General features: G+C 59.6%; 11 protein-coding genes. 2 read left to right on the top strand and 9 right to left on the bottom strand.

Going from position 1 to position 13,477, the window contains the following annotated elements:
* Window positions 1-3 precede the first annotated feature (3 nt).
* Together CKW38_RS25650 and CKW38_RS25645 are read right to left on the bottom strand one after the other, a co-directional pair.
* Window positions 4-1,596 (bottom strand): glycerol-3-phosphate dehydrogenase/oxidase, encoded by a 1,593-nt coding sequence (locus CKW38_RS25650; RefSeq protein ID WP_095114195.1) that lies wholly within the window; start codon window positions 1,594-1,596, stop codon window positions 4-6.
* Between the two features lie 5 nt (window positions 1,597-1,601).
* Window positions 1,602-3,197, bottom strand: a complete 1,596-nt coding sequence (locus CKW38_RS25645; RefSeq protein WP_095114194.1) for an FAD-binding oxidoreductase — start codon at window positions 3,195-3,197, stop codon at window positions 1,602-1,604.
* A 207-nt stretch (window positions 3,198-3,404) separates the two neighbouring features.
* Here CKW38_RS25645 and CKW38_RS25640 point away from each other — a divergent pair, with 207 nt between their 5' ends.
* Together CKW38_RS25640 and CKW38_RS25635 are read left to right on the top strand one after the other, a co-directional pair.
* The gene (locus CKW38_RS25640) at window positions 3,405-4,421 is read left to right on the top strand and encodes an AraC family transcriptional regulator (protein ID WP_095114193.1); all 1,017 of its coding nucleotides are present in this window, start codon (window positions 3,405-3,407) and stop codon (window positions 4,419-4,421) included.
* A gap of 513 nt (window positions 4,422-4,934) precedes the next feature.
* Window positions 4,935-5,300 (top strand): DUF6124 family protein, encoded by a 366-nt coding sequence (locus CKW38_RS25635; protein ID WP_095114192.1) that lies wholly within the window; start codon window positions 4,935-4,937, stop codon window positions 5,298-5,300.
* 401 nt (window positions 5,301-5,701) lie between these two features.
* Here the strand turns inward: CKW38_RS25635 and CKW38_RS25630 are convergent, their stop codons facing one another.
* The 7 genes from CKW38_RS25630 to CKW38_RS25600 form a co-directional block, all read right to left on the bottom strand.
* The gene (locus tag CKW38_RS25630; RefSeq protein WP_095114191.1) at window positions 5,702-6,070 is read right to left on the bottom strand and encodes a glyoxalase superfamily protein; all 369 of its coding nucleotides are present in this window, start codon (window positions 6,068-6,070) and stop codon (window positions 5,702-5,704) included.
* 198 nt (window positions 6,071-6,268) lie between these two features.
* A complete protein-coding gene (locus tag CKW38_RS25625) occupies window positions 6,269-7,726 on the bottom strand; it encodes an amidohydrolase family protein (protein ID WP_095114190.1) in 1,458 nt (485 codons plus the stop codon).
* Window positions 7,727-7,752: 26 nt separating this feature from the next.
* A complete protein-coding gene (locus tag CKW38_RS25620; RefSeq protein WP_095114189.1) occupies window positions 7,753-8,391 on the bottom strand; it encodes a YdcF family protein in 639 nt (212 codons plus the stop codon).
* A complete protein-coding gene (locus CKW38_RS25615; protein ID WP_095114188.1) occupies window positions 8,388-9,098 on the bottom strand; it encodes an HAD family phosphatase in 711 nt (236 codons plus the stop codon). The genes CKW38_RS25620 and CKW38_RS25615 overlap by 4 nt, the downstream gene beginning before the upstream one ends.
* Complete coding sequence (locus tag CKW38_RS25610; RefSeq protein ID WP_095114187.1) at window positions 9,064-10,239, bottom strand: MFS transporter; 1,176 nt, start codon at window positions 10,237-10,239, stop codon at window positions 9,064-9,066. The genes CKW38_RS25615 and CKW38_RS25610 overlap by 35 nt, the downstream gene beginning before the upstream one ends.
* 65 nt (window positions 10,240-10,304) lie before the next feature.
* Window positions 10,305-12,026: a carbamoyltransferase C-terminal domain-containing protein gene (locus CKW38_RS25605; RefSeq protein ID WP_095114186.1), complete on the bottom strand. Its 1,722-nt coding sequence runs from the start codon at window positions 12,024-12,026 to the stop codon at window positions 10,305-10,307.
* A gap of 543 nt (window positions 12,027-12,569) precedes the next feature.
* A complete protein-coding gene (locus CKW38_RS25600; protein WP_095114185.1) occupies window positions 12,570-13,463 on the bottom strand; it encodes an NAD-dependent epimerase/dehydratase family protein in 894 nt (297 codons plus the stop codon).
* Window positions 13,464-13,477 lie beyond the last annotated feature (14 nt).

Genomic DNA, 13,477 nt, shown 5'->3' with positions numbered 1-13,477 from the left:
GCATCAAGGCGTGGCATCCGGCAAACCGTGATGGCGTTGCCACAACGCCCGATAACGCTGAATTTCTTGCTGCCAGTGTTCGTCGCTCCAGCCCAGTCGCGGCTGGCAGAGTTGACGCATTGCGGTGAAATAATCTTCACCGCCATGGGGCAGCAGCAGGCCTAGACGCGTGCGGCGCAGCAGCAGATCGTCGAGGTGCAGAACCATTTCAGTCTCACAGGCGAAGGCCAATTCCGCCCACAAGGTGTCCGTGGCGCCGACCGTGGCGTGGCCGATTTCTTTGATTAATTGCGCCAGCCTTGGCAGTTCTCGGCCATGCCGTCCGGCCAGACGTCGCCACTGATGGCTGCTCAATTCAGCAATCAGCAGCGCAGGCACAGCGGCAAACACTGGCGCGGCGTCATCGATGAAAGGACGACCCAGCATGCTCGCGCAGGCCTTGAGCACTTCGATGGCTTGCGGGCGAAACGTGGTCAGCTTGCCGCCGGCCAACGTCACGCAACCGGGCTCCTGCCACAGCACATGCTCGCGGGTTTCGTTCGACGGCTTGTCTTGATGCGCACCCGCGCTGCCCACCACCGGACGTACGCCGGACCAGGTCGACAACACATCCGCCGCGCTCACTTCGGCGCCGGGAAACTGTTGTGTGCAGGCCGCCAGAAGATAGCCGAGTTCTTCAGCGCTGATGCTCGCGCTCTGATCCAGATCGTCGCGATGGTCGAGGTCTGTAGTGCCGACCACCGTCGCGCCCTCCCACGGAAAAACAAACACCGGACGCCGATCGCGCTCATGCAGAAAAGTGAATGCCTGCGCCACCGGCAAACGCCAACCCGGCAGCAATAAATGACTGCCACGCAACGGTCGTAATTGTCGCGGCGCCTCAGTCGGCCGCAAACGCTCAGCCCACGCACCAGTCGCCACAGCGAGCACACCGCAGCGCAATTGCAGGGTAGCGCCGCCCTCGCAATCTTCGATTTCAACGCCGCACACTCGGCCGTTTTCACGCAGCAGATGTTCGACGCGCACGCCATTGACCACGACAGCGCCATCGGCCCGCGCTTCGCTCAACACACGCATCACCAGCCGCGCATCATCGGTCAGCGCATCGACAAAACAGGTGCCACCGAGCAAGTCGTTTTCCTTCACACCCGGCGCCAGATAACGCAGTTGTTGCGCATCATGAAAGCGATGGCTGCGCCGTCCGGCCAGGGCGTCGTAAACGCTCAGCAAGCCACCCAACACCCGAGGCCCGGGAAAGCCGCCGCGATAGTGCGGCATCATAAAGCTCATCGGCTCGACCAACCCCGGCGCTTCGTCGAGCAAGCGCTGACGTTCGCGCACCGAATCACGAGTCAGGCGCCACTGGCCCTTGGCGATGTAACGCAAACCGCCATGGACCATTTTCGACGATCGGCTAGAGGTGCCCCAGGCAAAATCACGCTGTTCCAGCAGCAGACAGCGCCAGCCTCGACGCGCGGCTTCCCGCAGAATGCCGGCGCCGCTGATACCGCCGCCGATGACGATCAGATCCCAGCTTTCCTCAGCCAGCGTCGGCAGAATCTGCTGACGCCATGCGGCGTTCCAGTCCGGACTCATCGCCGTCACTCCGGCAGCAGCGTGCCGGGATTGAGGCGCCCGGCCGGATCGAAGTGTTTGCTCAGCGCCTGCAACGCATCCATCGCCAATGCGCCCTTCTCGCTTAACAGGTACGGCGCGTGATCCTTGCCGACACCGTGCTGGTGACTGATGGTGCCGTGGTTGTCGACGATGGTCTGGCTGGCCGCGTGTTTGAGCGCTTTCCAGCGTGCCAGCGTCGCCGGGTAATCCGCCGCCGGGCGAAACACGTAGGTGGTGTAGATGCTTGAGCCTTCGCCATAGACGTGGGACAGATGGGTGAACACATGCACGCGTTCCCCTTCGGCGGCCAATGCCTCGCGCAGGCTGTTTTCAATGAGCTTGAGCAGGTGGTCGACATTGCTCCAGTCGGTGGCGGTTTCCAGAGTGTCGACGACGTAACCGGCGTTCCACAGGTTCTCGCGCAGGTAGGGGAAACGGAAGCGGTTCTGCGCCCATTTCTTGCCGAGCAAGGTACCGGTGAACACGCCGCCGAAGGCCTTCAGATGCTGCCGCGCCTGCGTCAGCGACAATGCGTTTTGCCGGCGATTGCCGGTGACGCCGAAGGTCAGCAGGCATTTACCCTCTGCCGCCCCCCTTAGCTTCAGGTACTTTTCCAGCCAGGCGATTTGTTGCGGATGACCGGCCAACGCCAGTTGCGTTTCGGTTTCCACGGCGTTGGATAAACGCAGCATCGACAGCGGCACACGCGCCTGAGCCAATTGGCGGATGGCTTGCAGGGCCTTGGTCCAACTGGGTAAAAACACCCCGTAGAAACGCTCATCTGCAGGCAAAGCACTGACCCGCACTTTGACCTCGGAAATAATCCCGAAACGGCCCTCGCAACCGAGCACCACCTCGCGCAGATCAGGCCCGGCGGCAGAGGCCGGGAAGGTTGGAATTTCCAAAGGCCCGGCAAAGGTTTCCAAGGTTCCGCCCGCAAACAATTGCTCGATGCGGCCATAGCGCAACGACTGCTGACCGCTGGAACGGCTGGCCACCCAACCGCCCAGCGTCGACAACTCCCAAGACTGCGGAAAATGCCCCAGGGTGTAGCCCCGCGCCCGCAGCTGACTTTCCACCTGCGGCCCACTCGCACCGGGACCAAACGTCGCCAGCAGGCTCTGTTCGTCGAGGTCGATCAGGCGGTTCATCCGCGCCAGCGACACCGTCACCACTGGCCGCGCCGAATCCGGCGGATTGATGTGCCCGGCCACCGACGTGCCGCCGCCATACGGGATCAGGCACAGGTCCTGCTCGTGAGCGAGCGCCAGCAATTGGCGGATGTGCTCGGCGGTCTCGGGGAACGCCACCGCATCGGGATAATTGCCCAAAGCACCTTCACGCAACGCCAGCCAGTCCGGCAGGCTCTGGCCCCGCGCATGCAACAAGCGGTCGTGGGCATCGACGCTGTACAACGTGTGCGCAGGCAATCGCGAGGTAGGCACACGCGCCAATGCCGCTTCAAGGGTCGCATCGGGCAGCGCGCGCCCCTCGCCCAGTCGCTCATGAAGAAACTCCGCGCCCTGGGCCGGCAGTTCGACCACCGTGCTTGCATCTCCCCAGCCGTTCCAGCGTCGCATGCGTGTGTCCTTCTAACCGTCGGATCAGTGATATTTCAGGCCTCCATACTAGCCAGCGGCCGCAAAGTGTCACGGTCGCATCCGGCCAGTTCGTGTAGCCAATTGAGTCAAACGTCGCGCAAGCGTCAGCCATTTACTTTAGTCGGGGTTTCAAATTACCTTTCAGGCCTTCATCCGCCCACGCGTCCTCGATCAAAGGAAGGGATCATGCAATCGCTTGGCTTCACCTCGGTACCGCCGCTGCTCAAATACCTGCGCCATGCCGAACAGCTGGGCATGGCCATCGAGCCGGCGTTGGCGGCGGCGGGTTTGCAGGCGCAGCAGTTGAGCGACAACACCCTGCGTTTGCCCGGTGAAGCGCATGAACGCTTGCTGGATTATTTTTGCGAACACTCGGGCGATCCGCTGTTCGGGCTTAACGCGGCGAATTTCGTCCTGCCCAATTCGTGGAGCGTGCTCGGTTACATCACCATGAACTGCGCGACGCTCGGTGATGCGATGAGCCGGATCATGCCGTTCGAGAAACTGGTGGGCGACATGGGCATCAGTCGCGCCGAGGTGCTGGATGACCACGTGCACCTGATCTGGACCTGCCGTTATCAGCGACCACGGATCCGTCGACATCTGGTGGAAAACGTCCTCGGTTCGTGGCTGCACTATGCGCGCTGGATCGCCGATACGCAGATGTCGCCGGCCGCAGTCTGGCTCGAGCATTCATGCCCGGCCGAGGCCACGCCGGCGCAGTACGAGGCGTTTTTCGGTTGCCCGGTGCTGTTTGATCAGCTGTATTCGGCGTTGGTCGTGCCGCTGGCGTATTTGCAGTTGCCGTTGCGTCAGGCGGATGCGCAGTTGCTGCGGACGCTGGAAGAACATGCGTTGGGATTGATGGCGACGCTGGAGGATGCGTCGCTTGAGCAGCAGGTGAAGAACATCCTGCGGCAGTTGCTCAAGGAGGGTTTGCCGCGCAAGGAACAGGTCGCCGAGCAGCTCGCTGTTTCCGTGCGGACGTTGCAGCGGCAATTGCATCAGGCGGGGACGTCGTATCAGCAGATTCTCGATGATTTGCGTCAGGAGCTGGCTGAGCATTATTTGCTCAACAGCACGCTGCCGATTCAGGACATTGCGCAATATCTGGGGTTTACCGAACCGAGGTCGTTTCATCGTACGTTCAAGAGTCGGCGAGGGATGCCGCCGGGGGAGTTTCGGCAGATGCATCGGGGGTGAATGTTCTGGCCTCTTCGCTGGCAAGCCAGCTCCCACAGTGTCCGAGTCGTCCACAAAATCTATTACTTGCACATAAACCTGTGGGAGCTGGCTTGCCAGCGAAGGCGTCAGTGGCAGCCAACAATTCCTACAGGCAAATCTTCGATACTTGAGCGCAATAAACATCCCGCACCACAGGTGTTTAAAGACACTCAGCGTTACGCGAAACAGCCCACAAATCCTTGCGCCGTAACCTACGCCTAAGCCAGAATCCGCCGGCTTGTGCGCCCTGAGCATGCTGCGTAACTTGATTGCGTCACTGATTCCCAGTGATCGAGCTTAGCGGCTCGGCTACATTCGCTCCCCGCTGCACCAGTATCATCCCGTCAGGTATTTGCCTGCGCTTGATGGTGGCTGTGCGCATGGCACCTTCGGGTGCGCCGGGGTGGGATGCGACCGGTCCGCTAACTTGCGCACAGCTGCCTCCCTTTTGCTTAGCGGCGAAATGGATGCGGCTTTAAAAGGTACGCTCCCATGTTCAAAGTTACGCCAAATCCGCCGGTCACCGACCCGGCCTCCCCCTACGAATCCCCCGACTCAAAGAAATTCCACGAAGCCGCCGAGCGCGCGCTCGACCACTACCTCGGTCCGACGAACGCCGACCTCATGGCCACGCCCTACACCCCCAACACGCTGTACATGGCCAACCCCGAGGCAGGTACCGAATCCCTGCTCGCCGACGCCAGCGAAACTCTTGGCTCGGCGACGGTCATGCTCAACAACCATGCCGCGCAGGTTGAAGGCACACACCGCAAGACTTTGCAGGGTATTGCGCAAGTGGTGATGGTGGCGGAAATGGCCGTCAATCGCGTGTTGGACAGATTAGTGCCGACCGACTAACGAAAAAGCCCGCGACCCCAACTGTGATGGTTAGGTGGCGGGCTTCTTTTTGCGGTGTGCCATTTACCCTCACCCCAGCCCTCTCCCGGAGGGAGAGGGGGCCGAACGGGGGATATTGATTAGATACGCCGACCTGAAAGTGCTGCTGTGAATCCATAATCGACTCGGTCTTGCAGGTCGATGTATAGCGCCAGACACCTCGGTCAGTCCCCTCTCCCTCCGGGAGAGGGCTAGGGTGAGGGTGAAGGGGCGACCGTGAGATGTTCGCTAAATACACCGACCTGAAAGTGCTGCTGTGAATCCATAATCGCTGCAGATCTTTCAGGTCGGTGCATAGCGTCAGACACCTCGGTCAGTCCCCTCTCCCTCTGGGAGAGGGTTAGGGTGAGGGGCTTTTCAGTTCAGAGACAAATCGCATTGGTAAACACCAACCGATTACCAAACGGATCAACGATGGTCATGTCCTGACTCCCCCAAGGCATCGCCTGAATCCCCGGGTACGAAAACTTGTAATCCTTGGCCACCAACTGCTGCTGAAACGCCTCCAGCTCATCGGTCTCGATACGCAGCGCAGAACCCGGGCACGCATCGCCATGATGCTCGGACAAATGCAGCACGCACTCGCCGCGAGACACCTGCAGATACAACGGAAAATTCGCTTCGAAGCGATGCTGCCAGTCGATCTTGAAACCCAGAAAATCGACGTAGAACTCGACAGCTTTGGCTTCATCGAAGATCCGCAGGATCGGGGTGGTTTTGCCGAAGCTCATGGGGTGCTCCCTGACTGATTGGCCCCACAGTGTAGACGGGGTGGATGTCAGCAATTCGGCTTGGGCTGGCGTTTCTTTAATTGCACAGTGCCACTATGAGACGCAGTTCAAAAGATCGCAGCCTGCGGCAGCTCCTACAGAAGATCGCATTCCCATGTAGGAGCTGCCGAAGGCTGCGATCTTTTGACGTCAGCAGAATCACTTAAACCCGTCGCGTAAATTCCCATCGCGCGCGAGAAAGCGCCCTCCCCGGCGACCGTTTGCCTGTCCATCGCGATAGCTCAACACTCCATTGATCCACACACCGTCAATCCCCTGCGCAGCCCGTTGCGGATCATTGAAATCCGCCACATCACGCACCGTCGCCGGATTGAACAACACCAGATCAGCCCAATAGCCTTCACGAATTTCGCCGCGCTCTTTCAGCCCAAATCGCGCCGCCGACAAACCGGTCATCTTGTGCACCGCGGTGTGTAACGGAAACAGGCCGACATCACGACTAAAATGTCCGAGCACCCGTGGGAAAGCGCCCCACAGGCGTGGGTGCGGGAACGGGTCTTCAGGCAGTCCGTCAGAACCGACCATCGATAACGGATGGGCGAGGATTCTTCGTACATCGGCCTCATCCATGCCGTAGTACACCGCGCCGGCTGGTTGCAGGCGTTTGGCGGCATCGAGCAGCGGCAGATTCCATTCGGCGGCGATGTCGATCAGGTCGCGACCGCTGACTTCCGGGTGCGGCGTCGACCAGGTGATAGTGATGCGGTGGGCGTCGGTGACTTGTTTCAAGTCCAGCGTCGATGAACTCGCCGCATAGGGATAGCAATCGCACCCCACGTGCTGGGTTTTAGCGGCCTCTTCCAATGAGGCGAGCAATTGCGGACTGCGCCCCCAGTTGCCGACGCCGGCACACTTGAGGTGGGAAATGATCACCGGCGAACGCGAATGACGGCCGATGCTGAACGCTTCTTCCATCGCTTCCAGCACCGGGGCGAATTCGCTGCGCAGGTGCGTGGTGTACACCGCGCCGAATGCCGTCAGTTCTTCGGTCAGTTGCATCACTTCATCGGTGGAAGCGTTGTAGGCGCTGGCGTACGCCAGACCTGTGGATAAACCCAACGCACCGGCCTCAAGGCTTTCGCGTAACTGTTCGCGCATCGCAGCGATTTCTTCTGGCGTCGCGGTACGGAACAAATCATCCAGATGATTGCTGCGCAGCGCCGTGTGGCCGATCAGTGCCGCCACGTTCAGCGTGGTATTGGCCGCTTCCACCGCCGCGCGGTAATCGCTGAAGCGTGGATAAACGAATGCCGCCGCGCTGCCGAGCAGGTTCATCGGATCCGGCGGATTGCCCTTCAATGTCACGGGCGAGGCGCTGATCCCGCAGTTACCGACAATCACCGTGGTCACGCCCTGGCTGAGCTTGGGCAGCATCTCCGGTTGGCGAATGACCACGGTGTCGTCGTGGGTGTGCACGTCGATAAAACCGGGTGCCAGCACCCGCCCCGCCGCATCGATTTCTTCTGTTGCGTGAGCATCCTGCAAGTCGCCGATACGCTCGATGCGACCCTTGCGGATTGCCACATCGGCGGGGTAGCCGGCCACGTTGCTGCCATCAATGATGAGCGCATTGCGGATCAGCGTGTCGTACTGCATGTCAGCCTCCCGGCGGCAGACTGGTATCAATGTCTGCCCTTGATCAAATGGTGATCGAAGCCTTGTTCTATCAGGTATCGCCAGGCCGCCTCAACCGCTTCGGGAATCACCTGCGGGGCCTGAAAACCCAGCGAAGGGTAAACCATGATCCGGTGCACATCGCCGACCATTTCGTCGATCACTCCCAAGACCCCGATCAGATTGCTGATCTCGTCAGGAAAACTGAACGACGGCGCGTCAACCCAAGCTTCAACTTCGGGCCATTGAACGGGCAAGGTCAATGCCACGCGGCGGATCGAATTCGGTTTGGTCAGAAAGGTCGCTCGACGCACGTCGGGAAACAGCGCCTTGGCAAAGGCAATGTTTTCAGCAAAGTTGGTGGCGCGCGATTCCAGGGTGAACTGATCCGGCCTGACGCCCAGCGCCATGGCCCGCTGAGCAAAAATATCGGCTTCGCTGCGGTCCCACAAATGCTTGGTCCAGTTGCCGGTATTGCCGGTGAACAGCAGATGCTCGGCAACGCCTTTGCTCAGCAATTGGCAGGCGTAATCGCAGACTCTGAGGTCGTAGGAGCCGCAGACCACGATCAGTTCACACTGATTGTGCGTGCGCCTGGCGCCAAGGAATTCCCAAAGAACGCGAGCGTGTTGCAGGGTCTGGGTCATGGTCGGGCGAACCTCTGTGCAATGTGTCCACTGATGCGCAGGCCGCCCTCGGTGTAAGCGTGTGGCCCCGCCTCTGTCCGCGAGATCGCGAGTGCGGTGAAATCGGCATACGCACACAGCGCACCGTGCGCGGTCAGGGTTGGGTCATCGCCAATGCCGATACACAAGGCGCCGCTGCTGATCGCCGATTGCACGCCGCTGACGGAGTCCTCGAAGACCAGACATTCATCGCTCTGACGCGCCAATTGAGCCGCCGCCAGGCGATAGGGATCGGGGGCCGGTTTGCCACTGCGTACGTCGTCTCGGCAAATGATGCAGTCAAAGACCGACGTCAGATGGTGTTGCTGCAGAACATGCTCGACACGTGCCCGCCAGCTGCTGGTGACCAGGGCCAGGGGCACCGCGCAATCCTTGAGCAGCGTGATAAATGCCGCGACGCCCGGCACCAGCGAACAGTCGGAAAGCTCTTCAAGGGTATCGACCTTTTGCTTGATTACCACCCGTTCCTGCTCGTCAAACTGCCCGAACAAGGCCTGTAGCGTGTAGCCGCCCGGGCGCCCGTGAATGTGCTCGTGGATAAACGCCTGGTCGACTTTGATGCCGTACTGGCGCGCGACTGTGGTCCAGGCCGCTTCAATGACCTCGCGAGACTGGATCAGCACGCCGTCCATATCAAAGCAGACGGCGGTAAAGGTTCGTTGTGTCATGAGTTGAACTTCGCATTTTCAAATGAGCGAGAAATGCCAGCATTGTGCCCACCAGGGCAAACAGCGCCATCACGTAATAGGACCACTGCGGGTGAGTTTCGTACAAATACCCGGCGAAGGGCGTCGCCAGCCCCATAGGCAAGGCCACCGCCAGGGAGTAATAAACGCCTTGAGTAAAGACCTGAATATCCTGCGGCGCGTGATCGCGAATAAAGCGCATGATCGCCGCGTGATACGCGGCAAAACTCAACGCATGCAGGCACTGCCCGAGCACGATCACTGGCAGCGCATCGCTATTGGAAAACAGCGCCCAGCGCGCCGCGGCACAGATGCTGGAAAACATCACGATGGATAACGGCGAGCACCACGACAGGACTTTGTTGGACAGGGCGAAATAGCTGATTTCGGCAATGACCGCCACCGACCAGAACATCCCGATGGCCGAAGAAGAGTAGCCCTTCACGCCCCAGCCGATCGACGCGGTAGAGAAATACAGAGTGTGACTCAGTTGAATGAAACTGGCGGCGGCAATCGCGATCAACAGACTTTTTTGCGCCAGCAACGCCTTCCAGTCCGGCCGTTTGATTGCGCGCCTGAGCGGTTCCGCTTGCGTGCGCGAGACCTGGTGTTTCAAGCGCAGACAGGCTATGGCGGTAAACAACATGCACGCGGCAACCACGATCGGCACCCATGACTGGCTGTACTGGGCAAACAGAAAACCGCCCAGGGTCGAGGTCAGAATAAACGCGGAAGACCCCACCGCCCGTACCCAGCCATAGTTCTGCAGCGCCTGTTTATCGCGCTTGAGCAGATAGGCCTCGGACAAGGGCAACACCACCATCCACAGCCCGCCAAACAGAATGCTCAGTCCGACAAACAGCCACAAATGCACCGGCACGAAATAAAACAGTGCGGTGCACAACGCCGCCGAGAACCCGAGAAATGCCGCCAGACGCAGTTGGTCTACGCGCCAGTCGGCCACGTAGGTGATAAACACCCCGCTGAACACCTGTGGCCAGTACGCCGCCGCAATCAGCAGGCCGATCTGACTGGCGCTCAAGCCCAGTGAATCAAGCCAGGTTGGCCAGAACGGATAGATGATCCCTTCTGCCGCAAAGAATCCGAAGAAGATTAGATACATTCGACATCCATACGCTCGATACGCCAAAACAGGGCTCCAGCGGAGCCCTGCCCCACATCACTTCATTACTCGAAGCGTGTTTGGGTGAAGCTGTTTTTGCCCTTGCGCCAGACGATCAGCGATTCGCTCATGACCACCAGATCGACCATGCCTTCTTTCAAGGCATCCAGGGCATCCTGAGAAGAACACACGATGGGCTCTTCGTGACGGTTGAACGAGGTGTTGATCAACGCTGCCTGACCGGTCCTCGCGTGCCAGGCATTCAGCAGACGGTGCATGAACGGGTCGGCTTGCGGGCGAATGATCTGCGGCCGTGCGGTGCCATCGATGTGCACCACCGCCGGGCTCACCTCGATGAACGCTGGATGACAATCGTAGGTCATGGTCATGGTGTCTGCCGCCACTTGCTCCTCGTCCCAACCGACGTAGCAGGCGGCGGCCTGTTCAATCGCAGTGACCGGCCCGAAGGGCATGAACTCGGTGCGGTGCATGCGTTTGTTGAGCCAGTCGTTAACCTCGGCATCCTGGGCGTGATAGACGATGCTGCGATTGCACAGCGAGCGCGGACCGAATTCCATCTTGCCTTTGAACATACCCAGCACCTGATTTTCCAGCAGCGCCTCGGTGAGCACCTCGATGAGGTTGGCAGGCGTGTGGTAACCCAGTTCCGGGTAGTCGCGATGGATCAGATTGATGTTCTGCGAAACGCTGCGCGACTCCGGACCGAGCGCCATGGTCGGGGTCTTGAAACGCGTGCCGTTTTGCAGATAAGCGGCACCGACCGCTGCCGCCAATGCCAGGCCACCATCGCCCATGCAAGGCAACACATAGACATTCTTGACGTTGGCAATCTCGCGCAGGCGCTGATTGAGCTTCACGTTGCCAAACACGCCGCCGGCCAGACACAGATTGCTACTGCCGCGTTGTTCCAGATGATGGGTGACCACCGCGACCAGCAAGTCTTCGCTATGCCGTTGTACGGCGGCCGCGATGTCCTCGGGGGTTTCCTCAGCGAACAGCGCTTGCAGCGGATCGCTGTAATTGTTGTAGGACGGCAGGAACAGATCGCCGCAATACGCTTTGATACGCCCGTCCTCGAAACGGATCATCTGCTGCATCACCCCCAGCAGTTTCTGCGGATCGCCGAAGGCTGCCAGGCCCGTGACCTTGCCTTCATGGCGGTTCGGCTTGTAACCGAGCAAATGGGTGATCCGCCCGTAAAAATATCCCAGGCTGTCGATGCTGGTTTCCCGTTGCAACACGGTGGTTTCAGTCGGGCTGTACCAGGTCACGGTCAGCGACTGGAAGTCGCCGCGCCCGTCACAGGTCAACGTCAGCGCTTCATCGAACGGCGAACAGACGTAGGCACCGAGGGCATGGCATTCATGGTGATCGATGTAGTACGCCTTGCCCAGCAAACCATTGGCCGCGATGAACTGGTCAAATTCGGCGCGTTTCTCTTTATCGTTCCTGACCTCATCGGTAACCCGTTGGCGGAATTGCATCAGGCCTTGAGGGTTGGTCCTGACCTCCTCAACAATGCGATCGAAATACAACTCAAGGTGCTTGTCGGCACTGAATCCGGCGTTCCATCCATAGGCGACATAGTCGACATCTTCCAGAGACAAACCCGCATGGCTCAAGACGAACTCAATGGACTGGGCGGGCCAGATCTTGTGGTCCTTGATACGAGTGAAGCGCTCCTCGCTGACCGCTGAAAGAATCAGGCCGTCGCGCACCAGGCAAGCTCCCGATAAATCGTTGTTGGTAACACCCAAAATGATCATAACTATTCCTTGTTTTTGCCAATTTCAGTGATGACGTTACCCACGCCCTGAACACGCGAAGCGCAGGCGGGACTGTTTGAAGGAGGTGCGGCAGCAATGGTCGACAGCCATTAACCGCGAGAAGGCGAAGTGAATCTGTCCGCCCGGGATACACCTTTACGAAAAGGCATCAGTAGCGTGCTGTCATCGCAAAATCCTTTTGCATAAAAACTCCACAAGCATTGAGCTGCAGAACCGGCTTCATGCCGTTACAGCCCGTTGATGTGGCTATCCAGAGGGCGACGCGAGGGGCGCCGAGCTGTTTAGCCGGATGACAGCCTAATAGGAAATTTCCGGCTAAAACGGTTCAGGTTGACCTAAAAATTAAATGCGATCTGCCGTGCCATGGTTTTCCGGGACAGCCGTAGACCTGAAAAAACCTGCGGGAGCGAGCGTGCTGGCGAAGCGGTTTTTTCATTCAACATGCGCGTTGAATGGTTGGCCGCTATCGCTGGCAAGCCAGCTCCCACAGGTTTCGGGGGTGATCACTCGGAAGGGGTGAACTCACACCATTTCGTTACGAATCCATTCAACCACCGAGGTGCGCTTTGGCACCCAACCCAGCAGTTCGCGGGCGTGTTTGCCGCGCACTCGGCTGTTGGAGCCAAGGCCGTAGTTGGCCATTTCGTAGCCCCACTCGGCTTCGGCGTCTTTCAGCGGCCAGTCCTGCGGTTGACCCAGGTTCAGGGCTTCGGCCATGGCGGTGGTCATGTCGATAAACGACGCTTCGCCGCTCTCGACGAAGTAGAAAGTGCCCGGGACGTTCTTGGTCAGCGCCAGCAAGTACAGGGCGACGACGTCTTCAATGTGCACGTTGGACCAGATGTTCTGGCCGGTGCCGACGTGGCGCACTACGCCGCTTTTGCGTGCTTGTTTGAGCAGTCGCGGTAATTGCACGCTGTCACGATTGACGCCCAGGCTGTGGCCGTAAATCAGCGTGTTGCAGATGACGGCGGAATTCACGCCGTCCTTTGCCGCCGCGAGAATAAGGTTGTCGATGGCCACACGCGCGGCTTTGTCGACGGTCGGCTCTGGCAGGTTGTCTTCGTAGTAGATGACGTCACTGGATTTGCCGCCCGACGCATCACCAACGATGCTCGAACCGCTGGTGTGCAGGAACACTTTGTTGGAACCGCGCAAGGCATCGAGCAACGCTTCGACGGCGCCGCGATGATCGCTGCTGGCGGCGTTGATCACCGCATCAGCGACGCGGGCCTGTTCGGCGAGCAGGGCTTTGTCATCGAGAGTGCCGATGACCGCGGTGATGCCGAGCGCTTTCAGCTCTTCAGCCTGTTCGGCGCTGCGCACCAGGCCTGTGACTTTATGCCCGGCCTTGACCAGACCGGTAGCGATCGAGCCGCCGATAAAACCGGCAGCGCCGGTGACGAATACGTTCATGGAGAAACTCCCTG

The sequence above is a fragment of the Pseudomonas sp. Irchel 3H7 genome, from assembly GCF_900187605.1.
In the GTDB taxonomy this organism is placed as follows: Bacteria; Pseudomonadota; Gammaproteobacteria; order Pseudomonadales; family Pseudomonadaceae; genus Aquipseudomonas.
This window is presented reverse-complemented; position numbering and strand designations above follow the sequence as displayed.

Coding starts and splice junctions, on each gene's coding strand:
- CKW38_RS25620 (WP_095114189.1), bottom strand. CDS start 8,391: ATGACCCAGACCCTGCAACACGCTCGCGTTCTTTGGGAATTCCTTGGC.
- CKW38_RS25605 (WP_095114186.1), bottom strand. CDS start 12,026: ATGATCATTTTGGGTGTTACCAACAACGATTTATCGGGAGCTTGCCTG.
- CKW38_RS25650 (WP_095114195.1), bottom strand. CDS start 1,596: ATGAGTCCGGACTGGAACGCCGCATGGCGTCAGCAGATTCTGCCGACG.
- CKW38_RS25630 (WP_095114191.1), bottom strand. CDS start 6,070: ATGAGCTTCGGCAAAACCACCCCGATCCTGCGGATCTTCGATGAAGCC.
- CKW38_RS25600 (WP_095114185.1), bottom strand. CDS start 13,463: ATGAACGTATTCGTCACCGGCGCTGCCGGTTTTATCGGCGGCTCGATC.
- CKW38_RS25625 (WP_095114190.1), bottom strand. CDS start 7,726: ATGCAGTACGACACGCTGATCCGCAATGCGCTCATCATTGATGGCAGC.
- CKW38_RS25615 (WP_095114188.1), bottom strand. CDS start 9,098: ATGACACAACGAACCTTTACCGCCGTCTGCTTTGATATGGACGGCGTG.
- CKW38_RS25635 (WP_095114192.1), top strand. CDS start 4,935: ATGTTCAAAGTTACGCCAAATCCGCCGGTCACCGACCCGGCCTCCCCC.
- CKW38_RS25645 (WP_095114194.1), bottom strand. CDS start 3,197: ATGCGACGCTGGAACGGCTGGGGAGATGCAAGCACGGTGGTCGAACTG.
- CKW38_RS25610 (WP_095114187.1), bottom strand. CDS start 10,239: ATGTATCTAATCTTCTTCGGATTCTTTGCGGCAGAAGGGATCATCTAT.
- CKW38_RS25640 (WP_095114193.1), top strand. CDS start 3,405: ATGCAATCGCTTGGCTTCACCTCGGTACCGCCGCTGCTCAAATACCTG.